This is a genomic window from Stenotrophomonas sp. NPDC047960 (genome assembly GCF_043204395.1).
Taxonomy (GTDB): Bacteria; Pseudomonadota; Gammaproteobacteria; order Xanthomonadales; family Xanthomonadaceae; genus Stenotrophomonas.
In genome coordinates this window covers 353,458-378,875 of sequence record NZ_JBIDBX010000003.1, presented here as the reverse complement: position 1 = coordinate 378,875, position 25,418 = coordinate 353,458, and the positions used below count along the sequence as shown (strand labels likewise).

Annotated in this window: 20 protein-coding genes; 8 read left to right on the top strand and 12 right to left on the bottom strand. The window is 62.9% G+C overall.

Going from position 1 to position 25,418, the window contains the following annotated elements; genetic code table 11:
* Positions 1-58 precede the first annotated feature (58 nt).
* On the bottom strand, positions 59-1,573 hold the full coding sequence (locus ACGFZ3_RS09680) for an acetyl-CoA hydrolase/transferase family protein (protein WP_392919794.1): 1,515 nt from the start codon (positions 1,571-1,573) through the stop codon (positions 59-61).
* A 391-nt stretch (positions 1,574-1,964) separates the two neighbouring features.
* Here ACGFZ3_RS09680 and glnE point away from each other — a divergent pair, with 391 nt between their 5' ends.
* The gene (gene glnE / locus ACGFZ3_RS09675) at positions 1,965-4,823 is read left to right on the top strand and encodes a bifunctional [glutamate--ammonia ligase]-adenylyl-L-tyrosine phosphorylase/[glutamate--ammonia-ligase] adenylyltransferase (RefSeq protein ID WP_392919791.1); all 2,859 of its coding nucleotides are present in this window, start codon (positions 1,965-1,967) and stop codon (positions 4,821-4,823) included.
* Between the two features lie 259 nt (positions 4,824-5,082).
* On the opposite strand, the gene ACGFZ3_RS09670 is transcribed toward glnE, so the two are convergent.
* From ACGFZ3_RS09670 to ACGFZ3_RS09650, 5 genes are all read right to left on the bottom strand, one after another.
* Entirely contained in the window at positions 5,083-5,637 is a 555-nt protein-coding gene (locus ACGFZ3_RS09670) for a queuosine precursor transporter (RefSeq protein WP_392919788.1), read from the bottom strand.
* A 53-nt stretch (positions 5,638-5,690) separates the two neighbouring features.
* Complete coding sequence (locus ACGFZ3_RS09665) at positions 5,691-6,215, bottom strand: hypothetical protein (RefSeq protein WP_392919785.1); 525 nt, start codon at positions 6,213-6,215, stop codon at positions 5,691-5,693.
* A 29-nt stretch (positions 6,216-6,244) separates the two neighbouring features.
* On the bottom strand, positions 6,245-7,135 hold the full coding sequence (locus tag ACGFZ3_RS09660; RefSeq protein ID WP_392919782.1) for a DUF2145 domain-containing protein: 891 nt from the start codon (positions 7,133-7,135) through the stop codon (positions 6,245-6,247).
* A 109-nt stretch (positions 7,136-7,244) separates the two neighbouring features.
* On the bottom strand, positions 7,245-7,460 hold the full coding sequence (locus ACGFZ3_RS09655; RefSeq protein ID WP_392919779.1) for a hypothetical protein: 216 nt from the start codon (positions 7,458-7,460) through the stop codon (positions 7,245-7,247).
* Between the two features lie 75 nt (positions 7,461-7,535).
* Entirely contained in the window at positions 7,536-8,507 is a 972-nt protein-coding gene (locus ACGFZ3_RS09650) for a mitochondrial fission ELM1 family protein (protein ID WP_392919776.1), read from the bottom strand.
* Between the two features lie 142 nt (positions 8,508-8,649).
* Between ACGFZ3_RS09650 and ACGFZ3_RS09645 the strand changes: the two genes are divergently transcribed.
* Together ACGFZ3_RS09645 and ACGFZ3_RS09640 are read left to right on the top strand one after the other, a co-directional pair.
* Positions 8,650-9,240: a malonic semialdehyde reductase gene (locus ACGFZ3_RS09645; protein WP_392919773.1), complete on the top strand. Its 591-nt coding sequence runs from the start codon at positions 8,650-8,652 to the stop codon at positions 9,238-9,240.
* Between the two features lie 87 nt (positions 9,241-9,327).
* On the top strand, positions 9,328-10,038 hold the full coding sequence (locus tag ACGFZ3_RS09640) for a YceI family protein (RefSeq protein ID WP_392919769.1): 711 nt from the start codon (positions 9,328-9,330) through the stop codon (positions 10,036-10,038).
* 311 nt (positions 10,039-10,349) lie between these two features.
* Here the strand turns inward: ACGFZ3_RS09640 and ACGFZ3_RS09635 are convergent, their stop codons facing one another.
* From ACGFZ3_RS09635 to ACGFZ3_RS09625, 3 genes are all read right to left on the bottom strand, one after another.
* Positions 10,350-10,766, bottom strand: coding sequence for a hypothetical protein (locus ACGFZ3_RS09635; RefSeq protein WP_392919766.1), 417 nt, complete (start codon positions 10,764-10,766; stop codon positions 10,350-10,352).
* Positions 10,767-10,905: 139 nt separating this feature from the next.
* Positions 10,906-11,700 (bottom strand): siderophore-interacting protein, encoded by a 795-nt coding sequence (locus ACGFZ3_RS09630; protein ID WP_392919763.1) that lies wholly within the window; start codon positions 11,698-11,700, stop codon positions 10,906-10,908.
* Between the two features lie 93 nt (positions 11,701-11,793).
* A complete protein-coding gene (locus ACGFZ3_RS09625; protein ID WP_307107560.1) occupies positions 11,794-12,297 on the bottom strand; it encodes a PadR family transcriptional regulator in 504 nt (167 codons plus the stop codon).
* 413 nt (positions 12,298-12,710) lie between these two features.
* Here ACGFZ3_RS09625 and aceE point away from each other — a divergent pair, with 413 nt between their 5' ends.
* From aceE to ACGFZ3_RS09610, 3 genes are all read left to right on the top strand, one after another.
* The gene (gene aceE, locus ACGFZ3_RS09620; protein WP_392919758.1) at positions 12,711-15,398 is read left to right on the top strand and encodes a pyruvate dehydrogenase (acetyl-transferring), homodimeric type; all 2,688 of its coding nucleotides are present in this window, start codon (positions 12,711-12,713) and stop codon (positions 15,396-15,398) included.
* A 69-nt stretch (positions 15,399-15,467) separates the two neighbouring features.
* Positions 15,468-17,582: a P-loop ATPase, Sll1717 family gene (locus ACGFZ3_RS09615; protein ID WP_392919755.1), complete on the top strand. Its 2,115-nt coding sequence runs from the start codon at positions 15,468-15,470 to the stop codon at positions 17,580-17,582.
* Between the two features lie 52 nt (positions 17,583-17,634).
* Positions 17,635-19,257: a DUF6119 family protein gene (locus ACGFZ3_RS09610; RefSeq protein ID WP_392919752.1), complete on the top strand. Its 1,623-nt coding sequence runs from the start codon at positions 17,635-17,637 to the stop codon at positions 19,255-19,257.
* 317 nt (positions 19,258-19,574) lie between these two features.
* On the opposite strand, the gene ACGFZ3_RS09605 is transcribed toward ACGFZ3_RS09610, so the two are convergent.
* Positions 19,575-20,471, bottom strand: coding sequence for an HNH endonuclease (locus ACGFZ3_RS09605; protein WP_392919749.1), 897 nt, complete (start codon positions 20,469-20,471; stop codon positions 19,575-19,577).
* Between the two features lie 769 nt (positions 20,472-21,240).
* Here ACGFZ3_RS09605 and ACGFZ3_RS09600 point away from each other — a divergent pair.
* Positions 21,241-21,594, top strand: a complete 354-nt coding sequence (locus ACGFZ3_RS09600; RefSeq protein ID WP_392919745.1) for a SymE family type I addiction module toxin — start codon at positions 21,241-21,243, stop codon at positions 21,592-21,594.
* A 479-nt stretch (positions 21,595-22,073) separates the two neighbouring features.
* Positions 22,074-22,973 carry an Abi family protein gene (locus ACGFZ3_RS09595; RefSeq protein ID WP_392919742.1) on the top strand — a complete coding sequence of 300 codons (900 nt, stop codon included), beginning with the start codon at positions 22,074-22,076 and terminating at the stop codon, positions 22,971-22,973.
* Between the two features lie 174 nt (positions 22,974-23,147).
* Here the strand turns inward: ACGFZ3_RS09595 and ACGFZ3_RS09590 are convergent, their stop codons facing one another.
* Together ACGFZ3_RS09590 and ACGFZ3_RS09585 are read right to left on the bottom strand one after the other, a co-directional pair.
* Positions 23,148-23,927 (bottom strand): NYN domain-containing protein, encoded by a 780-nt coding sequence (locus tag ACGFZ3_RS09590; RefSeq protein ID WP_392919739.1) that lies wholly within the window; start codon positions 23,925-23,927, stop codon positions 23,148-23,150.
* 153 nt (positions 23,928-24,080) lie between these two features.
* Complete coding sequence (locus ACGFZ3_RS09585; protein ID WP_392919736.1) at positions 24,081-25,397, bottom strand: XVIPCD domain-containing protein; 1,317 nt, start codon at positions 25,395-25,397, stop codon at positions 24,081-24,083.
* Positions 25,398-25,418 lie beyond the last annotated feature (21 nt).

Genomic DNA, 25,418 nt, shown 5'->3' with positions numbered 1-25,418 from the left:
GATGATCGCGGTTTACCGGTAGGTACCGACCGTTGGTCGGTACCTCACCCACCGGCGCTCACGCCTTCATCGTGCCCGTATCCAACCACCGCTGGTGCCACGACAACGCTTCGGGCAGCAGGTGCGGGGTGTGCTTGCCGTAACTGTCCCGGCTGGCGCGCTCGAAATAATCGTTGAGCTGGTCGCGGAAATCGGGATGCGCACAATTGTCGATCACCGCACGCGCACGCTTGCGCGGCGGCAACCCGCGCAGATCCGCCAACCCCTGCTCGGTCACGATCACCGACACATCGTGTTCGGTGTGGTCCACGTGGCTCACCATCGGCACGATCGCCGAGATGGTCCCGTTCTTGGCCGTCGACGGGCTCAGGAACGCCGACAGGAACCCGTTGCGCGCGAAATCCCCCGAACCGCCAATGCCGTTCATGATCCGCGTGCCCATCACATGCGTGGAATTGACGTTGCCGTACAGATCCACCTCGATCATGCCGTTCATGCCGATGCAGCCCAGGCGGCGCACCAGTTCCGGGTGGTTGGAAATCTCCTGCGTGCGCATGATGATGCGCTCGCGGTAGAAATCGATGTTTTCCTTGAACGTCTCGTTGGCCTGCGGGCTCAGCGCGAACCCGGTGCACGAGGCATAGCTCAGCACCCCGTCGCGCAGCAGGTCCAGCATGCCGTCCTGGATCACTTCGGTGAACGCGCTCAGGTCGCGGAAGCCGCTTTTGCCCAAGCCCGCCAGCACCGCATTGGGAATGTTGCCCACGCCGCTCTGCAGTGGCAGCAGGTTGGCCGGCAGGCGCCCGCGCGCCACTTCGTGCTGCAGGAACTCGATCAGGTACGCCGCGATCTGCTCGCTGGTCGCATCGATCGGGCTGAACGGGCTGTTGCGGTCCGGGCCGTTGGTGCGCACCACCGCCACGATCTTGTCCGGGTCACAACGCAGTGCCGTCTCACCGATGCGGTCGTTGCCGTGAACCAGCGGAATCGGCTTGCGGTGCGGCGGCAGCGCCGTGCCGTAGTAGATGTCGTGCATGCCGTCCACCCCGGCCGGCTGCCATTCGTTGACCTCGACGATCACCTTCTTGGCCAGGTCCAGCCAGGTCTTGTTATTGCCCACCGAGGTGGAGGGGACCAGCGAACCGTCTTCGCGGATCGCCGAAACCTCGATCACCGCCGTGTCGATCTCGCCATAGAACCCGAACCACACATGCTGGGCCACGTGGCTCAGGTGGATGTCGATGTAGTCCAGCAGGCCCGCGTTGATGCGGTTGCGCGCATCCGGATCGCTCTGGAACGGCATGCGCATGGCGATGCCATCGGCCTTGGCCAGCGCGCCGTCCAGTTCCGGGGCGGTGGACGCACCGGTCATCAGGCTGATCTGGAAGGGCAGGTTGTCGGCGTGGAACGCCTCGATGCGCTGGGCCAGGGCCACCGGCACCGCCTTGGGGTAGCCCGAGCCGGTGAAACCACTCATGGCCACCGTCTCACCGGGCTGGATCAGCGCGGCGGCGGCTTCGGCAGATACAACGCGACCGCGCAGGCGCGCGTCGGCAATGCGATCAACGGACATGACGACTACGTTTTGTGGGGGACATTCATTATCCGCCATCGCCGCCGCCAACCGGCTGCGACCAAGGTGGAATGGCGTCCACCGCGCGGATGGGTTCCTATTCAGTTAAATGAGGGCATCTGTACCCGCCGGTATTGTTTTGCAGTGCAGCGTGCAACTTCTGCGCGGAGCCTAGAAGATCGCCCTGCATCCCGACGTGGGGGAGGGAGCAGAGCCCGCTGGCAGTTCGCTGCAAGCGGGCTTTTTTATGTCTGAAATTGGGTGAACGGCCGTCTCCGGCAGGGCCGCATCCCAATCGATCGCCGTTGGATTACCCGCGTGCGATGGGGCACGGCCCTTATACGTACCGCATCATTCGGGCGCCGCGTGCGACCCCATGCATAATCGCTTCATGCCGATTCCTGCCGATGCCGTCCCCGCCGCCCTTGTCCCGCTGGTCGACCGCGCGCTTGCCCGCCTCGCGCTCAGCCTGAACGACTCAGGCAACTGGCCGCCGCCGGAACCGGTGTTGGCCAAACTCCGCCTGCTCGCCATCACCAGCGACTTCGCCCTCGACACCCTGTGCCGGCAGCCGGCGCTTCTGTCGCAATTGCCCCAAACCGACTGCCCGCCGCTGCCGCTCCCGGAACTGGATCCGCAGCAGCCGGCCGACTGGCCCGCGCGCCTGCGCCGCTACCGCACGGCCTGTTCCACCCGGCTGATCTGGCGCGACCTCGACGGCCTGGACGACGTGCCCGCCACCCTGGCTGGCGCCACCCGCCTGGCCGAGGAATGCCTGGGCCTGGGTCTGGCGGCGCTGGAGCAGGAATTCGCCACCCGCCACGGCGTGGTCCGTGCCGCCGATGGCAGCGCCCAGCAGCTGGTGGTGTTCGGCCTGGGCAAGCTGGGCGGTGGCGAACTCAACTTCAGTTCGGACGTGGACCTGGTCTACGCCTACCCGCAGGGCGGCGAATCCGATGGCCCGCGCCCGCTCGCCGCCGAGGAATACTTCGCCCGGCTCGGCCAGCGCCTGGCGCGCCTGCTCGACGAAACCACCGTGGACGGCTTCAGCCACCGCGTCGACCTGCGCCTGCGCCCGTTTGGCAGCGCCGGCCGCGTGGCGCTGTCGTTTGCCGGCATGGACCAGTACTTCCAGCGCGAAGGCCGCGACTGGGAACGCTATGCCTGGCTGAAGGCGCGCGCCGTGGCCGGCGACATCGCCGCCGGTGAAGCCTGGCTGCAGACGCTGCGCCCGTTCGTCTACCGCCGCTACCTCGATTTCACCGCGCTCGATGGCCTGCGCGAAATGAAGGCGGCCATCACCGCCGAAGTCTCGCGCCGCGACATGTTCGACGACATCAAGCGCGGCCCCGGCGGCATCCGCGAAATCGAATTCCTGTCGCAGGCCCTGCAGCTCATCCGCGGTGGCCGCGAAGCCAGCCTGCGCGAGCGCCGCCTGCTGCACGCGCTGCCGGCGCTGGTCGCCTGCGGGCAGATGGCGCCGGAGGATGGCAACGACCTGCTGCACGCCTACCGCTTCCTGCGCCGCCTGGAAAACCGCCTGCAGATGCTGCGCGATGCCCAGACCCACGCGCTGCCCGCCGACCCCACCGACCGCCTGCGCATCGCCTGTGGCCTGGGCTACGCCGACTGGGACGCGCTGCTGGTCGCGCTCAATGTACAGCGCGACCGGGTCAGTACCGAATTCGCCGCACTGCTCGCCCCGCGCGCCGGCCAGGCCGCCCCCGATGCACTGGCCAATTACTGGCGCGGCCTGCCCGACAGCGGCGATGCCGAGGTGCTGGCCAACGCCGGCTTCCACGATCCCAACGGCGCCGACCAGTCGCTGCGCGACTTCGCCCAATCGCTCGGCGTGAAGTCGCTCAGCGACAACGCCCGCGCACGCCTCGACCGCGTGCTGCCCGCGCTGCTGCATGCGGCCACCCGCTCACCGCACCCGGACGCCGCGCTCAAGCGCGTGCTCGGCCTGCTGCAGGCCATCCTGCGCCGTACCAGCTACCTCGCGCTGCTCGACGAACAGCCCAGCGCACTCGCACGGCTGGTGGACGTGCTCGCCCGCAGCGCGCTGCTGGCCGAACGCATCGCCGCCTACCCGTTGCTGCTGGACGAACTGCTGGACGTGCGCGTGTCCGGCCCGATGCCCGACGCCGCCGCCATGCAGGCCGAGTGCGATGCCGCGCTGGCTGTGGACGACCCCGAAGCCGCGCTGCGCCTGCTCAATGAAACCCGGCTTGCGCTGAGCTTCCGCATGGCCCTGGCCACGCTGGACGGCCGCCAGCGCGCCGTGGACAGTACCCGTCAGCTGGCCCAGCTCGCGCAGGCGGTGGTGGTCACCGTACTGGCAATGGCCGATGCGGACATGCGCCGCGCGCACGGCGAAGTGCCGGGCGGCCGGTTCGCCATCATCGGCTACGGCAGCCTGGGCGGGTTGGAACTGGGCTTCGGCTCGGACCTGGACCTGGTGTTCCTGCACGACCACCCGGCCGACCAGGACAGCAGCAACGGCGCCCGCCCGCTCGACCCGGGCCGCTGGTATGCGCGCTTGGCGCAGAAGGTGATGGCACTGCTGGGCGCGGTCACCGCCGCCGGCCGCCTGTACGACATCGACGTGCGCCTGCGCCCGGATGGCGGCAAAGGCTCGCTGGTGTCCTCGCTGGCCAGCTACACCGAGTATCAGCGCGAGCGTGCGTGGACCTGGGAACACCAAGCCTTGGTGCGCGCACGTGGCATCGCCGGTGATGCCAGCCTGCTGGCCGATTTCGAACGGATCCGCGCTGCCACGCTGGCGCGCCCGCGCGAACGCGACGTGCTGTATGCCGATGTGGTGAAGATGCGTGGCCGCATGCGCACCGAACTGGACCGCAGCGATGCCGCGCGCTGGGATCTGAAGCAGGGCGCCGGTGGCATCGTGGACCTGGAGTTCCTGCTGCAGACCGGCGTACTGGACAGCGCCGGCACGCACCCGCAGGTGCTGGAGCCGCGCGACACGCCCAGCCTGATCGACCAGCTGGCTGCCATCGCATGGCTGCCGGGTGGCACACGCGACGCGCTGCACGAAGCGCACGCCGCGCTGCTGGACGTGGGCTTGGCCTGCACGCTGGACAGAAGGCCGCGCCTGGCGGTCCTGACACCCGCGTTGGAAGAAGCCCAACGCGTAATCACCGCCACCTGCGAAGCAGCAGCGCTACCTTTTGGTAGGGTCGATTCCCAAACGACCGCCGATAACGGCGCAACGTTCGGTAACGCATGACCTCGAACAAAAACAAACGCCGTCCCCGCCGATGTTCATGCCACAACCGAACGCGGGCAACGTAACGGCGGTCGATTGGGATGCGACCCTACCACGGGGTAGTCGGCGCATGCGTCGGTAGGGTCGGTTCCCAAACGACTGCACGTATCGGTGCAACGTCCGGTAACGCATGACGTTGGGCAAAAACAAACGCCATCCCGCCGACGTTCATGCCCAACCGAACGCGGGCAACGTAACGGCGGTCGATAGGGATGCGACCCTACGCCGTGCGCGGCGCCATCTTCCACAACAACGCGCGGAACGGCGCCAGCAAAAACAAACCGATCGCCAGCTTCACCGCCAGGTCGCCCGCCGCCCAGCTCACCCACGGCAGACTCGAGCCGGCAAACGCGATGCTCCAGAAAATCGTCGTATCGAACGTCGCACTGCACGTGGTCGCCACCATCGGCGCGCGCCACCAGTGCCCCCGGCGCAGCCGGTCGAACACGGTGATATCCAGCAGCTGCGCGGCAATGAACGCCAGGCACGATGCCACCGCAATGCGCGGCGTCGCAATCCAGATCGACAACAGCACCGCCAGCGCGAACCCCGCCCACGCCACGCGCCGCGCCGCCGCCGGGCCAAACCGGCGGTTGATCAGGTTGCTCACCAGGAACGCCACCGGGTAGCTGAAAGCGCCCCAGGTCAGCCAATCGTTGATCGGGTACTGCACCAGTACGTTCGAGCCCAGCACCACCGCGCCCATGGCCAGCACCGCCAGCAGCAGCGAACGCAGGGTCAACGGGGCAAACACAATGGCAGGGCGCGCGGTCATGGCGGCGGATTATCCCGGCTTGGGGCGGCCACAGCCACCCCGCGCCGGTTCACTTACCAGCGTTCGCTCAGGTTGCTGGCCGCAGCATCGGTGGTGGGCAGGAACGCCAGCTGCGTGCCCTGCGCATCGGCCACCATCCACCCGGCACCGGCCTCGGTGGGCGTGAAGGCCAGCACATCACCGGCTTTCAGCGCCTGCGCGGGGTTGTCGTCGCGCGCAGGCCACTGCACCACGGCCAGGTCGGCGGGTGCCTCGGGGTTCTTCAGGGCCACCTGGTAAGCGCCGTCAGCCTGGCGCTCCACCTTCTCAACAGTGAGCGGCGGCAACGGGCCGGCTTTCGCCCCGGCAGCGCCGGCGCCCTTGTCCTTGGCCGCACTGCGCCGCTCCGAGCCCTTGGCTGAGCCTTTGAAGCCCGCCGCCGTCAGCCAGATCGGCGCGGTGACCACCGCGATGCTCACATACGCGCTCAGCGCCGCGTAGCTCACCGACTGCTGGCTGGGGGTGAAGTTCTGCGCACCGGCCTGCGGTGCTGCAATGGCCACGCCCAGGGCCACCGCCAGAATCGAATAACGCTTCATGCCAACTCCTTCTGCAAAGGGAAAAATCGTTACGGCTTCGGCGCCGCCATCCCGGCCACCGGCACGTGCGCCACGCTCAGCTCCTGCGCCAGCACCTTGCGCTGCTGCAGGAAATCGAACACCGATTCCACCGTCACCACCGAATAGTCGCCGGAAATGCGCTCACTGGCCGGGTGGTCGGTGGTGGCTGCATTGGCCGAGAAGAAGCGCGCGCCCAGGCGCTTGCCCACGCCAATGTGCAGCGAACTGGGCTGGTACCGCTGCTCCTTCAGCCACGCCTGCACCTGCGCACGGCGCACCAGCAGCGTGCCGTCGCGCGATTGCGCCATCGCCGCCGCCAGCACTTCCAGCACCCACTGGTTGGAGTTCTGGTATTCAACGCTGAAGGGGTAGGCCACCACGCTGTAGCGCGGCTCATGCAACGCCTTGGCCTGGATGCCCGGCGCGGTGAGCATGGTCTTCAACGCCGCGCGCACCGCAGGCGTGGGCACGCCCACGCGCAGATCGGTATGCGTGCCGGTTTCGCCGATGAAGTTGCTCAACCCTTCATGGAACAGCGAAGACTGCGGCGACTTGCAGTGGTTCAACAGATGCACAGCGCGCCAGCGGCCATCGCTTTCGCGCACCGCGAAGGCCAGGTGGCTGTGGCGCAGGCCGTACCTGCTGAGATCCTGGCCGCCGCGCGCGATGATCACCACATCCACGTCGTCGAGCGCTTCCAGTGTTTCATCGGCGCGCTGGGCCACATCGAACATCGAAGCGAGCGCAGCCGGGGTAGGGTGGCGCTCCATGCATTCGGGCTGTTGGGATTGCGCGAACGCCCCAGGCGCGGCCAGCAATAACACGGCGCACAGCAGTGCCGGCAGCGCGATGCGCTTCAACGGCGGGTGCTCAGGCAATCCGGGGCAGGGCAGGTCCATTGCGATTCAGTCTCCAGCGGTACGGGGCCGCGTCGGCATCATAGCGGCATCAGGCCGTGTGCCGGCTAACAGTCGGCGCTACCGGGTTCATGCCGACTTATACGCTGCGTTACCGGCTCAGCTCCCGCGCACAAGGCTCGCTCACCGGCGCCGGCTGATCCTCGGGCGGCCACCGCTCCTTCTTCTGCTCATCCGTGCGCGGCGGCTGGTTCCGGTACGCGGTGAGCTCCTTATGGCAGCTCCACGACAGCGCATCCTGCCCGGCAGGCATGCTCGAACACCCCGCCATCAACGCAACCATCAACGCCGCTACAGCACTGCGCATACGCACGCTCCTTCCCTGGTGAACCCCGAATCTAACGGCATCACCGCCGCATCGGTAGCCAAGCGCCCATCGCCGTTAAGCCGGGATACCCAAAGCCCCGCGCACCTGCGCGGCAATCCGCCCGGTCTCGCGCAGCGGCTCGATCGGCCCGGGATAACCCCAATCCAACCAGCGCTCCTGCAACCGCCCACGTGCGCGCAGCGCCTGCTGGAACTGCACCATCCGCCCCTGCGCCTGCTGTTCCAGCGCCACCGCCACCGGCAGCCGCGTGCCGCACGCTTCAGACAGCAGGTTCACCGAATCGGGCGATACCACGATGCGGTCGGCCCAGCCCAGCAGCCCCGCATACGGGTTCACCCCATCGCCGCCATCGCCCCAGATCACCCCGGGCACATCGGCGAATGCGCTGCGCAGCGCGCCCACCAGCGCCGGCGGCGTGCGCCGCGAGGTGGTGGCCAGCAGGCTGCCGCCCTCGGCGCGCAGCTGCTCGGCCAGCTGCTGGAACACCTTCACCATGTCCGGCTCATGCCACGGCGCGTGCGCGGTAGGCCCGCCCACCAGCAGCGCGGTGCGCGGCCCGGGCAGCTCGCCGAAGGGGGCAAAGGCCGCGCGGCCCACCGTGAGCCAGTCATCGTCCACCGGGTTCAGGCTGCCCAGCAGGGTCAGTACGTTGCCGCCACGCAGGGCATCGTGTTCGGGCACCACCAGCAGGTCCCAATGGCGCGTGCCCAAGCGCGGGTCCAGGATCTGCACCACCTTGCTGCCGCGCCGGCGCAGCTCGCGCAGCGCGCCGGCGGCCTGGCGGCCACAGCCCACCGCCAGCTCGGGCGGCTGTGCGGTCAATGTCGCGAAGGCCTCGCCAAAGCCCTGGGCCATGCCCGGCAGCCAGCGCGGCGCCACCCATTTCCAGGGCGCGCGCGGCAGCAGCACCAGCGGGCGATGCACCCCCAGCTTCAATGCCGTGGCCAGGGCCACTGCCTGCCGCACATTGCCGGCACGGCCGTCAGTGATCGTCCAGGGCGGACTCCATCGTTTCACGTGTGGCATTAATTCGTTTCAGCCAAGCTGGGTGTTGCAACAGTCGCGACACTCTACACTGCCAGCCTTCGCCGACCGCGCAGTGCCCCGTAAAGGTAGCGCACGGCGTGCGGGATTCCTTCTTCATCCAACGTGTTCTTCTGGAGGCTTCATGTCCGACGTGCTCAACGATGCTGCGCTTGACCAGTTGTTCCGTACCGCCCGTACCCAGAACGCTTTCCTCGACAAGCCGGTCGAAGACAGCCAGCTGAAGGCGCTGTACGAACTGCTGAAGTGGGGCCCCACGGCCGCCAACGGCAGCCCGGCGCGTTTCGTGTTCGTGAAGTCGCCCGAAGCCAAGGCCAAGCTCGCCCCCGCGCTGTCCGAAGGCAACCACGACAAGACCCTGGCCGCCCCGGTCACCGTCATCATCGGCTTCGACGAAGACTTCCACGAAAAGCTGCCGTACCTGTTCCCGCATACCGATGCCAAGGCATGGTTCGACGGCCCGCGTGAAGGCCGCCACGAATCGGCGTTCCGCAACAGCAGCCTGCAGGGCGCCTACCTGATCCTGGCCGCCCGGGCGCTGGGCCTGGATGCCGGCCCGATGTCCGGTTTCGACCCGGCCAAGGTGGACGAGGCCTTCTTCAAGGGCACCGCCATCAAGTCGAATTTCCTGGTCAATCTGGGTTACGGTGATTCTTCGGGCCTGTTCCCGCGGCTGCCTCGCCTGGCCTTCGACGAAGCTGCCCGCATCGAATAAGCGTTTCCGCCGGATGTGGCCCGTCCGTGCGGACGGGTTGTTTCCTTACTTTTCCCTTTTTCCCTACGAATTCGAGAGAGAACCGACATGACCGTGACCCGCAAACTGCTCCTGCCGCTGGCCCTGACCCTGGCCATCGCCGCCTGCTCCAAGCCGGCTGAAGAAACCGCCGCCCCGGCCGCCGACGCGACCCCGGCTGCTGCCGCCACCACCCCGGCCGCCGAAACCGCTGCCCCGGCCGCTGCCGCCCCGGCCGCAGAAGCCATCCAGATCGCCTCGGGTACCTACAAGCTCGACCCGAGCCACACCGACGTGCTGGCCCAGTGGAGCCACTTCGGCTTCTCGCACCCCACCGCGCACTTCGGCAGCGCCGAAGGCACCCTGGTGTACGACGCCGCCGACGTGACCAAGTCCACCGTGGAAGTGAAGCTGCCGCTGAGCGGCCTCAACAGCTTCACCGCCAAGTTCGACGAGCACCTGCGCAGCGGCGATTTCTTCGACGCCGCCAAGTTCCCGGCCGCCACCTTCAAGAGCACCAAGGTTGAAGCTGCGGGCACCAACAAGCTGACCGTGACCGGCGACCTCACCATCAAGGACATCACCAAGCCGGTGACCCTGGATGTGACCGTCAATGCCGGCGGCGAGCACCCGATGGCCAAGGTTCCGGCCGCCGGCTTCGACGCCACCACCACCATCAAGCGCAGCGATTTCGGCGTCGGCGCGTACGCCCCGAACGTGAGCGATGAAGTGAACATCCGCATCACCACCGAAGCCACCGGCGAAAAGCCGGCTGCGTAAGCGGTAACGATGTAGAACGCAGAAATCCCGCCGAAAGGCGGGATTTTTGTTTGTGCCCAATGATCGACGGGGTGCTGCACTGGTAGGGTCGGTTCCCAAACGACTGCACGTAACGGTGCAACGTTCGGTAACGCATGACCTGTGCCGAAGCAAAAGCCGTCCCCGCCGATATTCATGCCCCAATCGAACGCGGGCAATTCCACGGCAGTGGTGCTCCTCCGCGTCCTGCGGCCGCACCACTCGTGCATCCATGCACATCGTCGATCGGGATGCGACCCTACCGCCGTGCGTTTCGTAGGTTGATAGCGCAGTTACGCTGCAGCGATCTTTGCCAACCAACCCGTGGCGAAATCCGTCGGCAGTCGACGTGCCGGGGCGGTCAACCCGCTTTCGCGCAGGAACGTGTGCGTGGCCTGGGCGAAGTTCTGCCGGGCGATCAACGCCGTCTGCTTCACCGCGCCCTGCTGCTTGCGCAGCTGCACGATCTGCAGGCTCGGCTTACCCGGCAGGGCGTACTTCTGGTAACGGCGCAGCTCATCAGCCACCAGGGTGATATCGGCGTTGGCCTGCAGCAGGGCCAGCTGGGCGCGGGCCAGCGGCAGCACCGCCTCGCGCATGGGCACGGTGGTCTGCGGGGCGATGTCGGCCAGGGTGGCGTCCAGCGTGGCATCGGCGCGCTCCAGGCGCGCGATCAGGTCGGCCAGTGCCGAAAGAGAAGCTGCTTGCATCGAAAGGCACCGGCCCAAAACGCGATTGTCGCATGGCGGGGGTCACGACCAACGGTCGTGACCTACCGGGGATCGGGTTCGTGGGTACACGTGGCACCCCCGCGGTAGCGCACGACCGTTGGTCGTGCGGCGCAGGGACTCAATCCCCCTCGTGCTCCGGATGCGCCTTCCAATACCCCTTCGAGCGGATCCACTCCTTCGGCACCCCCAGGTGCCCCTCCACGTACTTGCGCATCATCCGCGCCCGGCGCGATTCGGTGGCAATCCAGTAGAACGTATCGCCCTCCGGCTCCTCGAAATCGGTCAGCACGTCCTCCAGCAGCGTGCTGGTGGCCGCATCAAACCCGTTGCGCTCCAGCCACGACACCCGGATGCGTTCATCCTCCGGCAGCTCCTGACGGTCATCCGCTTCCGGAATCTCGATGTACACATCCGCCCGGGCGCCTTCCGGCAACGTCTCCAGCCAGCGCCCAATGGCCGGCAGCGCGGTTTCATCGCCAAACAGCACATAGGTATCGAAGTCATCGGCGGTGATATGCGAGCCACGCGGCCCACCCACCGCAATCGCGTCGCCGGCCATGGCATTGGCCGCCCAGCGCGAGGCCACGCCATCGCCGTGCATCACGAAGTCGATGGCCAGCTCGTTGGCCTCCAGGTCCCACCAGCGCGGGGTGTAATCGCGGGCGGGCGAGGGCTCCTGGCCCTCCGGGCAGCGCGGGCCGTCCGGGGTCATGGTGGGCACCACGAACTGGCCTTCCGCATTCGGGAAGAACAGCTTCACGTGGTCATCCGGCGAGGGCGACGCAAAGCCCTCCAGCGCCTCACCGCCCACGATCACCCGGCGCATGCACGGGCTGATTTCCTCAGTGCGCAGCACCTGCAGCGGGCGGAACTTCACGGTGTGGCGCACCAACTTGTTTTCATGCAGAGCCATGGCGATGTACCTGTTTCAAAGCCGCCGCAGCGGCGTAGGGGGAAAGACCTGGCTGGCGAAACGCGGGCGGGGTCGAACAAGGGGAAGAACGGTTCAGCGGCCCTGCGCGCGTATCTGCGCAGCAGCCTCGCGCAGCGCCTGGGCCACCGCCACTGCGTTGTCGTCCTGCCAACGCGCGTGGTGCAGGCCCAGCGCCTGCTTCAGCTCGCGCATCGCATCGCGCACCACCGGCGGCAGGTTGGCCTTGGCGATCGCGCGCGCGCTGTGGCGCACCCGGTGCAGCGCCGCGTCCACCTCCTCGCGCTGCGCGGCCAGTTCGGCCTGGCCCAGTGCGGTGAGCTGGTAGCGCTTGCGCCCGGCCTCTTCCAGCGCGCTCACCCAGCCAGCGGCCTCGAACTGCGCCAGCACCGGGTAGATCGAGCCCGCGCTGGGGGTGTACACCCGCACGAACATCTCACTGATGCACTGGATCAGCTCATAGCCATGGCGCGGCTGCGCCGCCAGCAGCGACAGCACCAGCAGGCGCAGGTCGCCACGGCTGAGCGGGCGGGAGGTCAGCGGACGGGCAGGGCCATCCAGATCACGGGGAGCGGTCATTTCGATATATCGAATGAAGTGCGCAAACGATATATCGAAAACCCCAGCCGGTGTAGAGCCACGCCCTGCGTGGCTGCGCAACGGTTCAGCAAACCGGTGCCCCAGGATGGACCGCGCGCAGCCAAGCAGGGCGTGGCCCAACCCCAGGCCGGCCACCACAACGCTTCGTCCCCCAGGTAGAACACTCCGCACGTTCCACGCCCACCATGACAGCGCTAGCCAACGCAGGCGCCTTGAAACCGCCCGTGGAACCCCCTCAAGACAGCACGCCACTGTCGCCTGATGTCCCCAAGACACAACCGCACCCACTCCATACGCACCCGTAGCGAAGTAAGCAAACCCATTGGTGCGCTACACTTTGCGGCTAGAAATCTAAAACAGTCGCGCGCGTGCGTGCGGTCATGGGAGCGCTAATGAACTGGTTGAACGAGGTGCTGAACAACGACCCGAATCCTGTGGAAACCCAGGAATGGATCGAGTCGCTGAAGGCCGTTATTGATGTCGAGGGCCCTGAGCGCGCGCATCAACTGTTGGAAGGCATGGTGGAACTGACCCGTCGTTCGGGTGCTTACCTGCCGTTCTCTCCCACCACCGAGTACGTGAACACCATCGCGCCGAACCTGGAGGCCAAGAGCCCGGGCAACGCCGAACTGGAATGGCGCATTCGTTCCATCATCCGTTGGAACGCCATGGCCACCGTGGTGCGCGCCAACCGCAAGCCGGGCGACCTGGGCGGCCACATCGCCAGCTTCGCTTCCGGTGCCACCCTGTACGACGTGGGCTTCAACCACTTCTGGCGCGCCCCCAGCGACAACCACCCCGGCGACCTGCTCTTCATCCAGGGCCACAGCGCCCCCGGCATCTATGCGCGTTCGTTCCTCGAAGGCCGCATCGACGAGCAGCAGCTGGACAAGTTCCGCATGGAAGTCGACGGCGGTGGCCTTTCCAGCTACCCGCACCCGTGGCTGATGCCCGATTACTGGCAGACCCCCACCGTGTCGATGGGCCTGGGCCCGCTGGCCGCCATCTACCAGGCGCAGTTCCTGCGTTACCTGGAAAACCGTGGCCTGATCGAAAAGAGCGACCGCAAGGTGTGGTGCTTCATCGGCGACGGCGAATCGGACGAGCCGGAAACCCTGGGCGCCATCGCGCTGGCCGGCCGTGAAGGCCTGGACAACCTGATCTTCGTGGTGAACTGCAACCTGCAGCGCCTCGATGGCCCGGTGCGCGGCAACGGCAAGATCATCCAGGAACTGGAAGGCGTGTTCCGTGGCGGCGGCTGGAATGTCATCAAGCTGTTGTGGGGCGGTTACTGGGATGCTCTGCTGGCCAAGGACACCAACGGTGTGCTGCGCAAGCTGATGATGGAAACCGTCGACGGCGAATACCAGAACTGCAAGGCCTTCGGCGGCGCCTACACGCGCGAGCATTTCTTCGGCAAGTACCCGGAAACCGCCGCCATGGTGGCCGGTCTTTCCGACGACGACATCTGGCGCCTCAACCGTGGTGGCCACGACCCGCACAAGGTGTACGCCGCCTACCACGAGGCCGTGAACACCAAGGGCATGCCCACCGTGATCCTGGCCAAGACGGTCAAGGGCTACGGCATGGGCAGCGCCGGTGAAGCGCTCAACCCGACCCACCAGACCAAGAAGCTGGACGACGAAGCCGTCAAGCACTTCCGCGACCGCTTCAACATTCCGGTGACCGATGCGCAGCTGGCCGATGGCCAGGTGCCGTTCTACCATCCGGGCCCGGATTCGCCGGAAGTGAAGTACCTGCAGGAGCGTCGCGCCGCACTGGGCGGCTACCTGCCGCAGCGCCGCCGCAAGGCCACCAAGAGCTTCAACGCACCGAAGCTGGAAACCTACGAACGCCTGCTCAAGAGCAGCGGCGAGCGCAGCTACTCCACCACCATGGCCTTCGTGCAGAGCCTGAACATCACCCTGCGCGACAAGGAACTGGGCCCGCACATCGTGCCGATCGTGGCCGACGAAGCCCGTACCTTCGGCATGGAAGGCCTGTTCCGCCAGATCGGCATCTACGCCCCGTTCGGCCAGAAGTACAAGCCGGTCGACGCCGACCAGCTCATGTTCTACCGCGAAGACCAGAGCGGCCAGGTGCTGCAGCAGGGCATCAGCGAGCCGGGCGCCATCAGCTCCTGGATGGCTGCAGGTACCAGCTACTCGGTCTCCAACGTGCCGATGCTGCCGTTCTACATCTACTACAGCATGTTCGGCTTCCAGCGCGTGGGCGACATTGCCTGGCAGGCCGCCGACATGCGTACCCGCGGCTTCCTGCTCGGCGGCACCGCCGGCCGCACCACGCTCAACGGTGAAGGCCTGCAGCACGAAGATGGCCACAGCCACCTGGCCGCTGGCGGCATTCCGAACGTGCGCAGCTATGACCCCACCTTCGGCTTCGAAGTCACGGTCATCCTGCAGCACGGCACCAAGCGGATGATGGAAGACCAGGTAGACGAGTACTACTACCTGACCCTGATGAACGAAAACTACACCCACCCGGAAATGCCCGAAGGTGCGGCCGAAGGCATCGTCAAGGGCATGTACCTGCTCACCGACGCCGGCAAGCCGAAGAAGGGCGAGCTGCGCGTGCAGCTGATGGGTTCGGGCACCATCCTGCGCGAAGCCATTGAAGCGGCCGCGCTGCTGGAGAAGGACTTCGGCGTTACCGCCGATATCTGGAGCTGCCCCAGCTACAACGAACTGCGCCGCGATGGTTTCGACGCCGAACGTTGGAACCGCCTGCACCCGGAAGAGCCGCAGCGCAAGGCGTATGTGACCGAGCTGCTGGAAGACCGCCAGGGCCCGGTGATTGCCGCAACCGACTATGTGCGTGCGTATGCGGACCAGATCCGCGCGTTCGTGCCGGCCACCTTCACCGTGCTGGGCACCGATGGCTTCGGCCGTTCGGATACCCGTGCGAACCTGCGTCGCTTCTTTGAAGTGGACCGGTACTACATCGCGCATGCCGCGATTGCGGCACTGGCCAAGGACGGGAAGATGACCGGGAAGGATGTGGCCCGGGCTATCAAGCAGTACAAGATTGATCCTGAGAAGGCTAATCCTGTCGGGGTTTGATTGAAAGCAAAAGGGGTAGCAAATGGCTGCCCCTTTTTTTTGAATGGAATCATTGCTCCGGGGGGAAGCATGCAGGTATCAGCAAAGCCAAATGCGTTCGGCGATGTGCGTGGCGAGAACGATCACAAGGCACTCGACGAATCATTCTATGAATGGCAAGACTATAGAACTCTGTTCGAGAGTGTTGATCGATTCATCGTTGTAGGTAGGCGCGGTACTGGAAAGAGCGCGATTACGTATCGCTTGAGTAAGGTGTGGTCGGCACGCAAGACGCCGGTGATAAAAATTGCACCCGTAGAAGAACAGATGATCGGGCTACGGCCGCTCGCCCAGATCTTCGGAGAGGGCCTGTCTAAGATGCGGGCCGGCATAAAGATTGCTTGGAAGTACGCAATCTTGATGGAGATCGCTTGCGAGCTACAGTCTGATTACAAGCTAAAGCGATACGTTGAGACGAGCAGTCAGCTCTCCGAAAAGGTTGCCGACTGGCGTCGCCGGGGCGCAACGGCGGTGGAAAGAGTCAGGTCAATCCTTAAGGAATTTAGGGGGCAAGTAGCCGGTGAGGATGAGCGGATAGCCGAGCTTCCGGCTTTTCTTTCCGTGGAGCGCATCACGGGGGAGATATCGAAAATCCTTTCCGACTCCGGCCAAGAATATGTCCTGCTCGTGGATAGACTGGATGAAGGGTATGAGCCTGACGTCGTCGGAACTAGCATAATTGACGGAATACTATACGGTACCGATGAGGTCAGGTCCGCACTGTCCGGCCACTTCAGGGCGATAGTCTTTATCCGCGATAACATGCTTCGTGCCATCGAGGCTGAAGATAAGGACTTTACTCGAAACTTGGAATCTCAAGTACTCCGCCTGCACTGGGATCCTCAAGAACTTTTCTACATGGTCGCGAAGCGGATTCGATACGCCTTCGGGATATCCAAGGAAAGCGATGTCAAGGCATGGAACGCAATTACCGCCAATGAGCTCCACGGTAGAGAGGGTTTTAAGCGATGCTTGAGGCTCACGCTCTACAGGCCCAGGGACGTAATCGCTCTGTTGAACACAGCCTTTTATCAAGCGCAGCGCCAGGGGCGCACGACGTTGATCGAGGCAGATTTTGACGAATCTGCCAAGAGCATTTCGCTTACGCGATTCAATGATCTCGGCAAGGAGTATGAGGCTGTTTTTCCTGGGCTGCGCGCGTTGACGTCGTCCTTCTCGAGTGGCGAGGCCAAGCTTAGGTTGTTCGAAGTCCAGGAGAGGATCTCTACAGTCATGAATAGCTCTGCGCTTACGGTGGCAGAGGCTCAACACTTTCAGATACTTGGAAGTGCTCAGGAAGTGCTCAAAGCGCTCTACGGCATTGGATTCATCGGGATATATGACAAGCAGATAGCGAGCTTTGTCTATTCCCATGACGGAAAGCGGTTCGGGAAGTCGTTGGCTCCCGAAGATATCTTGATGATTCACCCGTGCTATTGGCCGGCGCTAAACATTAGCGGCTTCGAGCTAACGCAGGGAGAGGCAGAAGAAATCTACGATGAGTACGAGATTGCAATCGAGTCGCAGAGTGGTGAGCAGCGCAAGAGGATACTCGGGCAGTTGATGTCGGAGCTCAACACAATTCCCGAAGGGGTGCCTGGAGCGCCGCAGTTTGAAGTCTGGTGCAAGAAGGCAGTCGAGATTGCGTTCTCAAAGCAGCTCTCAAACATTCAGTTGCGGCCCAATGCGAATGCAACACAGCGCCGCGATATTGTTGCTACCAATCAAGGCGGTGGGGTCTGGCGTCGAGTATTGGATGATTACAAAACACGTCAGGTAGTCTTTGAAGTAAAGAACTACGCCAAGATTGGCGTAGACGAGTTTAGGCAGGTATTCAGCTACTTGGGCCGCGAATATGGAGATCTCGCCTTTATTATTTGTAGGGATGCGGAGTTCGGGCTTAGGAAAGGTGCAGAGCTTGATGCGTTCAGGGAGTTTTACAACAAGGGTAGGGTGATTATCAAGTTTCCTGCGCAGCAGTTGGTGACAATTCTCTCGAAGTTGCGTAGCCCCGAGAAAGTTGATGCTGGGGAGCTCGCAGTAGAAAGGTTGTTGGACACCTATGTCCGGATGTATGCGTCTGGGCAAAGCGACGTCCCAAACACAGCGACGCGAAAGAGGAAGCGATCAAGGCGAAGCGGTTAGCTGTTCTAATATGCAATCTTAAGAATCATATCTTCGGTCAAGGAAGGACGATATGGCTAGTATCCAATTGAGTTTGCGTATGTGTAAGTCAGGGCTATCCATTAAGACGGTCGTCAATTCATTCGATGACATGGTTTCGTATAAGGCCGGCAATGGCGTCGTGCTGGTATCCCAGAGGAAGGAAGGAGTTCCAGAATGGCTTCCTGTGCTGAGAAAGGAAAGTCTCTCCGCAATTCCTGATTTGCACACAATGAGCTGTGGTGCTGCCTACATACTTGAGGTCCAGTACAAGACGAAGAAATACATCGTCGCTTATACCTTTGGCACTGCGCACCATCGCATCGATGATGACCTTTTTGAGCCGCGGTTTGGTCTGCGCATCGCTCTTAATCTAATTGAGAGCAATCAGCTGCGCAACATGGATGTGGCTAGCCTTGACTCATCAACTCTGAAGACGAGAATGCAGGCGAGTCGGTCGACTTCCGTGAATGACTTCGGCGTCGACGTTAATCAGGATTTGCTGACTCTTCTTTCCGGTGCATCGAGTGATTCGTCGTTCGCACGGGCCGTGTCTGGCCGCGATGCCATCACGATTCGCGCGACGCCGTCACCAGGATTTCTCAGGGACAAAGCTGTCCAGGCAATTGAGATCTTCAAGAAGCGCACGTACAAGAGTAGGTATCCATGGGTTGACTACATTGACCCTGTCAGGGACTCCTCTGTTCTAGCTGCGTTGGAAAGTGAGCTATTTGATGAGCTTGTACAGGTGGCTGGTGGGACGTCGACAGATGCGAGCCTGTCTACACCTGACATATCGGATCCCTTGGTAGCGGAAGCAATCACTTACTCGGGCGCGGGGATGAAGCCTGGAAAGAAGAAGGTGTTTGACGAGATAGATATCTATGACTACGTCTCGGAGATAAAGGGGGCGCTCTTGGGTGGGAAGTTGACGATTGATGACGTCCGTAGCAGCCACAAGATTGTTCTAGAAGACGAGGTTACCGGAGTGCCACGCACCGAAAGGATCTTCAAATCGATAAATTTTGAAGTATCTCGCGCAGGCGTGAGGTATGTTCTGTTTGGGGGTTGTTGGTACCAGGTCGATGCAAAGCACGCCAAGTCCGTCGAGGATGAATTCAAGTCGTTCCTCATACCTAAGCCAATCTTTAAGCCAACGAAGGCAAAGAACGAGCGAAAGTACATAGAGGAGCTTGATGCCCGCGCTGATCTTCTTAACATGGATCAGACAAAGATTGATCCGGCAGGAACGACGCGCGCAAACATCGAGCCCTGTGACTTCCTGTCTACCAAGAGGCATCTTATTCATCTAAAGGATGCTGCTGCTTCTAGCTCGATGAGTCATCTCTGGAATCAAGGTCAGGTGTCCTGTACGTTGATGATGACGGACGGCGTATTCCGTGAAAAATTCATCAAAGAAGCGAAAAAGAGAGAGGCAAAGCACAGGAAGTCGGGCTTTTCAGGGCTTCTGCCTTCTAAGTCGGCGTCGCCTGATCCGGCGCAGTTCACGGTAGTGTTTGGCGTAATGCGGGCGAAGAGCAAGAAGAGTGGCCAGCTAGATGTTCCGTTCTTCAGTAAGGTGGCCATGCGACCTGCACTAACCGCCATTCGTTTGATGAACTATAAGGTCTACGTTGAGATAATCGAGAAGATCTAAAGGGTCCTTGCGCGGCCTTTCGAGAGCGGTTCTGTGGTGGTCAGTCCGGCATTTGAGGCAATGAGCCCCTTAGAGCGTGTCTACTGCCGAGATCGCTGGTGCGGCGGTTGAGAGTGCTGCCATGGCTTTTGCGATGGCAGTATTCCTTTACGACATAGTTCGAGGCTGCAGAGAGGCGTCGCTGCGCTATCTTCGTTCACTTTTAACTCGGTTCCCCGCAGTTGCCCAACGACCTGGCCATCTACGCGGGTCGCGGTCGGGGTTAGCGACCGCCGGTACGCGCGTTGTCTTGCCGAGACATTGGGTGTGACTACTCACTAGGACTCGTTGAATCGGTTCACTCTGTGCCACTCAAGATATGTGGGGTGAGGTCTGTCGCTGATCTTCTCAGGTACAGTCATCACGTCGCGGAGGGGTAGCGATGCAAGGGCGTCGTGGTGCTTCGCAGAGCGAAGTATGCTGAAGTCGTCGCCAATTGAGATCAGGCCTCTATCAAAGAGCCAGTGGACCGTCGCGGTCATGGCGATGCCATTGCGTACGCTGTCGGGCCCGTTCTCTTCGACAGGCCAGATATGTGCTCCCTGAACCTCCGGACGGCCCTTTCTATCAAAGAATCGCAGTCCGGTGATGGCGCAAGTGTTCGCGTACGCAATTCTAACGTGCCTGCGAAACGCCACGTCGCGAATCTTCCGCGTGATCGTAGTTGTGGCAGTTGGCCGCTCAATTGGGGTCGGAGCGGACATCGAGGGATCGAACATGTGCTCGTCAGATTCACTGCGGGCCTCCTCGATTGAAGGTCCGAGACCAGCGGCGATGATTGCGGAAAACTCCACGTCCGAGATCAAACGCACGGAGTGGCCGAACGCCCCTTTGTTGGTAGAGCCATCGTCCTTCCGCAGAAAGCTCTCCCAGTAGTGATCGCCGACTTTGAATGGAACCTTCAGGTCAAACTCCATGTACTCGGCCAGGTCGGCGAAATGGTGATCTGCTCGATTCGGGTCTGGCCGAACGTTCACTACCCGCGCCGCTGCGAAATAGGCTTGCGCTCCATCAGTGCTTGTTGGGCCGCTATTGCGTCTTGGCTGATAGAACACAACCTGGTCGCCAATGGCTTCGCAAACACTTTTCAGATAGATGTTTGGGAAGTGGTACCAGCGGTCCCTAACGTCATCGTAGATTGAGCTATCTGAAGCAGTGAAAACGACCTTGGACATAGCTTTCCCCCTAATAGCCCTAGCCTATCAGGTGAAGTGCGGCAAATTAAGACGCAAGTGGCCGGAAGAAGCCCTCGATGCGGGCGACATCGATCTATGGGCTTGGGAGCTGAGCCGGGCGTACTAGGTCCGTGAAGCCCAGACAATTCGTCGATTCCCGCGGAACTGGAGACGATTGGCGCCGCTAGCGTCACATTGCGTCGCAGCTGGCATGACGGATATGGCTGTTAGAGGTCTAGCTAACTCCAGAATGTGTCAACCCGGCACAAGTCAAAGTCCTGGCCGTAGGCAAGTGCAGCCTCCCTAGCTGGAAGATCTGCATACCAAGACAGCTCTCTCTCATCCATTCCAGCGTCCGCATGGGACATGGCGAAGAAGCACGTCATCGCCTCATCAAACTCCCGCAGCCGGTCAGCGTCGATACGATTCATTTTCCCTACTGCTCTCTCAGCGATTTCCATAGATTGCGTGCACCCCATCCCAGATCTTGAGACCGTAGCGAGCCATTTGCGCCAATCAGTAGGCAGCGCCTACCAAACCGCAGAAATCAACAGCAACAAGCGATTTCCCATCCGTTGACGACTCCAGCAGAGTGATGTCCGGAGCGTAGAAACTCCTCTAGCTGGAAAATGTTGGACGTCCCATGTCGGGAGGGTGGCTAATACAACACCTCCTGAGGAAATACGCCCGCCGGATCCAGCTAGACGGTTTCTAACCTCCCGACCCCCTCACCATCCCGGCGAGGGGCGATCCTTACAGGAGGTCCAACATGCAAACGCGCTGGGACGACACGTCCTTCGATGAAGTGCCCACACGCCGGCGCGCGCGCCGGGCGCATCTGTCCGGCACCGCAAAGCCTGCAGCCTGCTCACCGCCCCCGGAGTTCCACGAGGAGCTGAAGGTGCCCTACCTGAAGATTCGCGGCCGCTGGCTGCGGCAGATGGGCTTCAACGTGGGCCGCAAGCTGCAGATCGAAGCCTGCGCTGGGGTGATCACCATCAAGCTGCTGGGTCCGCCGGCGGTGGAAGACCTCCGGGTGCCCCGGTTCGTGGAGCGTACGATCTACCACGGTGAGATCAATTCCGAGTCGGGGCAGTTCGTCCCCGAGGATGTCATCCAATGAAAAAGCAGGTGTACATGAGGGTGAAGCTAGACCCCGATCTACGCCGCGCCTTTCAGCTTTCGGCGTGGCGTAGCGAGCGTTCGCCTACGAACGTGCTGCGGTCGTTGATCCAGGATTGCGTGAACCTGGATCGGAGCGCCCAAGGCGTTGATCTCTACGTTTGGGGGGATTCGTTCCCGGTGGACGCGGGTGTGAAAGAGGCGCCAGGGCGATGTAACTCTCGGCGCTGAAAAAGCGTGGCTGCTGGGGGGCGAGCCGGGATGGCAACCGGCTCGCTTGGCCAGCTTTCCTGGCCTGGGCGCTTTCGCCCTGTTTTGAGCCACGCTAGTAGGCCCAACATTCCATTCAGTCTTCACCGCATTGGCAGTTGCACGGGACACAGGCAGTGGATAAAATCACCCCAACACACCCGCCACGCCTCTGTCGCACGCGACATGCTCAAATTGGCGGGTTTTTTTTGCGCGAGGGTTTAAGTCAGGATGACTAAGTACCTCAAACCTCCTCTTTCCTTCGACGCGCAGCTGCTGCAGCTGGAAGAGCGCGGGCTGGCCGTACCCGATCGCAGAATGGCACTGCTCTACCTACAGAGGGTGGGGTACTACAGACTGATGGGCTACCTGTATCCGCAGCGGTTGCAGCAGAGCGACCACTACATTGCAGGGGCCAGTATTGACGAAGCCCTGACGTTGTACGAGTTTGATCGCTGCCTACGTGAGTTGGTGCTTGAAGCTGTGGGGCACGTCGAAGTTGCAGTCAGAACTTCCATCACTCACAACTTCTCCAGCGCCTACGGACCCTTTGGTCATCACGTAGCGGGAAACTTCTCCTCTGGTCCTGAGTGGCATCGGGAATGGATCGCGAAGGTCCGAGTTGAGGTGGAGCGCTCAAGGGAGGCGTTCCTCACCCATTACCGCAGCAAGTACACCGATCCGCCGTTCCCGACGGTTCCCATATGGATGGCCAGCGAGGTCATGTCCATTGGGACGCTATCCAAGTTCTACTCTGCAATGCATCCTGCTCACCAGAAGGTGATTGCGAAGGACTTCGGGCTTAGAAGTCCGGTGCTGAAGAACTGGCTGCATTTCGCCTCAGTTCTGCGAAACGTGGCCGCCCATCACGGGAGGCTCTGGAATCGCGAGTTGGGGGTGAAGCCTCTTCGCCCACATGGGACTGCCTGGTCCGAGGAGCGGACTCCGTATTCGACTTCCCGCTGCTTCTACACTTTGCTGGTGCTGAGGTATCTTCTTCGCTACACCACGGCCTTGGACCTTGACTGGCGGGATCGGGTAACGAAGCTTCTGGAGCAGTACCTCGACGTTGACCATCGGGTCGTCGCAATAGGGGCCAGCTCAGGCTGGAAGTCGCACCCGCTCTGGTGATACCGCGTTAGCAAGCCCATTCGCATGCTGCGGGCTTCCAGTTCCTGCTGGTTGTACTGCGTACGTTGTTCGGTCTGCATGGTCAAGGCCCGCCGTTCCTGGCCTGCTTCATCCAGCCGCAGTAGCGATCTGACAGTGGGCTGCGGCGTGCCGCCGCCGTTAGCGTGGGCAACGTCAAGGCTCTGGACGGGACGCTAAGCTCACCGTCCAGTGACCACCCTCTTCCCGATGCGGTGTCAGCAGGTCGTAGGTCTTTACCATACTCAGTAATCCGGAATGGCCGTATGCGGATGGATTGAAAGCTGGGTCAGCCCGCTTCAGGTAGGCCCCCAGAGAGGTCAGCATCACCCTGCCGTCCGGGCTGGAAGAGGTGAGCAACGCTACCGCCTTGACAACGAAGCCCGGGCGTCGCTTTGGCAGCGGTCCAGACGGAGCAGCCTTTGGTTCTTGCTTCTGCACGGGGGCTACCGGCTTGGCTTCAGGTGTATCGAGATCCTTGGCCTTCGGATCGCTCTGCGCTTCCGGCGTCCACTCGAAGAACTGGTCACAGGCGTTGCGCAGCGCATCCGGGCATTTGGCTTCACCCACGATGTAGACAGTTGAGCCGCGTTCCCTCAATTTTCGGCACAGGTAGGCGAAGTCGCTATCGCTCGTCACCAGACAGAATGTGTCTGCACGTCTGTCAAAGAGCGCTTCAAGCGCATCCAAAGCCAGCGCGATATCGGAGGTGTTCTTCTTTGAGGCGTACTGGAACTGCAAGCACGGCGTAAATGCTTGGCGCACCAGCGTCTGTTCCCAGCTGGCGCCCAATGTTGTCCGGTTTCCATAGCCCCTGCGAACTGTTACCCGGCCTGCCTGTGCTGCCATCAACAGCGCGAAATCAACGATATCCGGGGACACGTTGTCACAGTCAATCAGGATGGCGACGGACGCGTCTTGCGAGGAGAGGGCCATGGCAGTTCCTTGTGCTGGGCCGGGGTGCCGGTAGGCGAACTATAGGCAATTTGGTGGTGGGTGCGCGCGGGGGTTTGGGGGGGGCTGGCTTGCGGGGGAGGCGACTAACAGTCGGCGCTACCGGGCGAGGGGGCGGGGCGCTGCCGCTGGGTGTTATCCCATGCGCATTGTCTGGTGGTGGTTGTGTTCCTGTTGCTGGGTCTGTGCCAGCGCCTGCTGGCGCTCTTGGCCTGCCTCCTCCAACCGCTGCAGCGATTGCTCCACCGGCGTCTGCACGGCCACATCCGTGGGCATGGAGGCGCGGCGGTGCGCCGGGTCGGCAGGGTCGCCCTGCACCACGAACACATTGCGCCCGGCCGGGCTGTCGGCGGTCTGGTGGCTCAGCAGCACGTGGTCGGCGCGGTCCAGCCCGTTCTGGCGGGCCAGTGCCACTACGCTGGCGGTGAGCCGTTCGCTGCTCTCATCCGGAGCGCGGCCCTGCCTGGCGTCGATGGCGGCCACGCCTTCGCGTACCTGCTGCACCAGTGCGTAGTCCGCATGACCCGGGCCGATATCGGCCAGGCGGGTGGGGGGTTGCTGCCGGTCCCCCGGCGCGCCGTCTAGCGAGGCCGTGAACGGGCTGCGGGTGATGGTGCGGTACGGGTCATCCTCGTGGAACTGGGTGGCCTTCTGCTGGCGCTCCAGGCGCACGGCGCGGGCGTCGTTGAGTTCGGCAATGCGGCTGGGGTTGGTCTCTTCCCGCATGGAAACGTGGCCGCCGCCGGTGCTGACGTTCGTCCACTTCTGGTCCGCTTCGAAGTACATGGCGTAGTAGCTGTTGCCGCCAATGACGTTGGGGTTGGTGGCCGAGCGGCCTTCCAGCAGCTGGGTGGCTTCGGTGGCGCCCAGCCGGGCCAGGTACTGGCCGCCTTCCACCACGCCCATCTGGGCGATGGCGTCATAGCCGGTCCTTCCTACGCGGGTTGCGCCCAGGTAGTTGTTGTCAAGCATGTTGGTCCAGATCTGCTCCATCTTCTCCGGGCCGCTTTCTTTCAGGGCGGCCTGCAGGAGCACGCGGGGTGTCCAGCAGTTGGGGTCCAGGTTGTGCCGCTCGAACGCGCGGTCGTGCGCGCGCATGACGTCCTTGCCGGGCAGGTTCAGCGCTTTGTCCGGCTGGTTCTGTCCCATCCAGTAATTGCGCAGCTCCAGGTCGCGCTTGAGCAGGGTCTGGCCGAAGGCCTCCCACTGCCGCTCGCTCAGGTCCGCGTTGGGAAAGCGAGAGCCATTGTCGTGCTGGTTGCGTGCATGCTCCTGCGCGTAACTGTTTGCCACACGCCCGGGCAGGCTGTCGTTGCGCACCACGCCCAGCGCCAGCGTTCCGTAACCGTCGGCGCCCGGCAGCTGGGACAGGTAGTTCCAGTACAGCTCGCGGTTGCCCGCGTCGGCGTAGCTGGTCAGGATCCGGATGTCGTTCTGGGTCAATCCACTCATGTACTAATCCCTGTAAGCGTG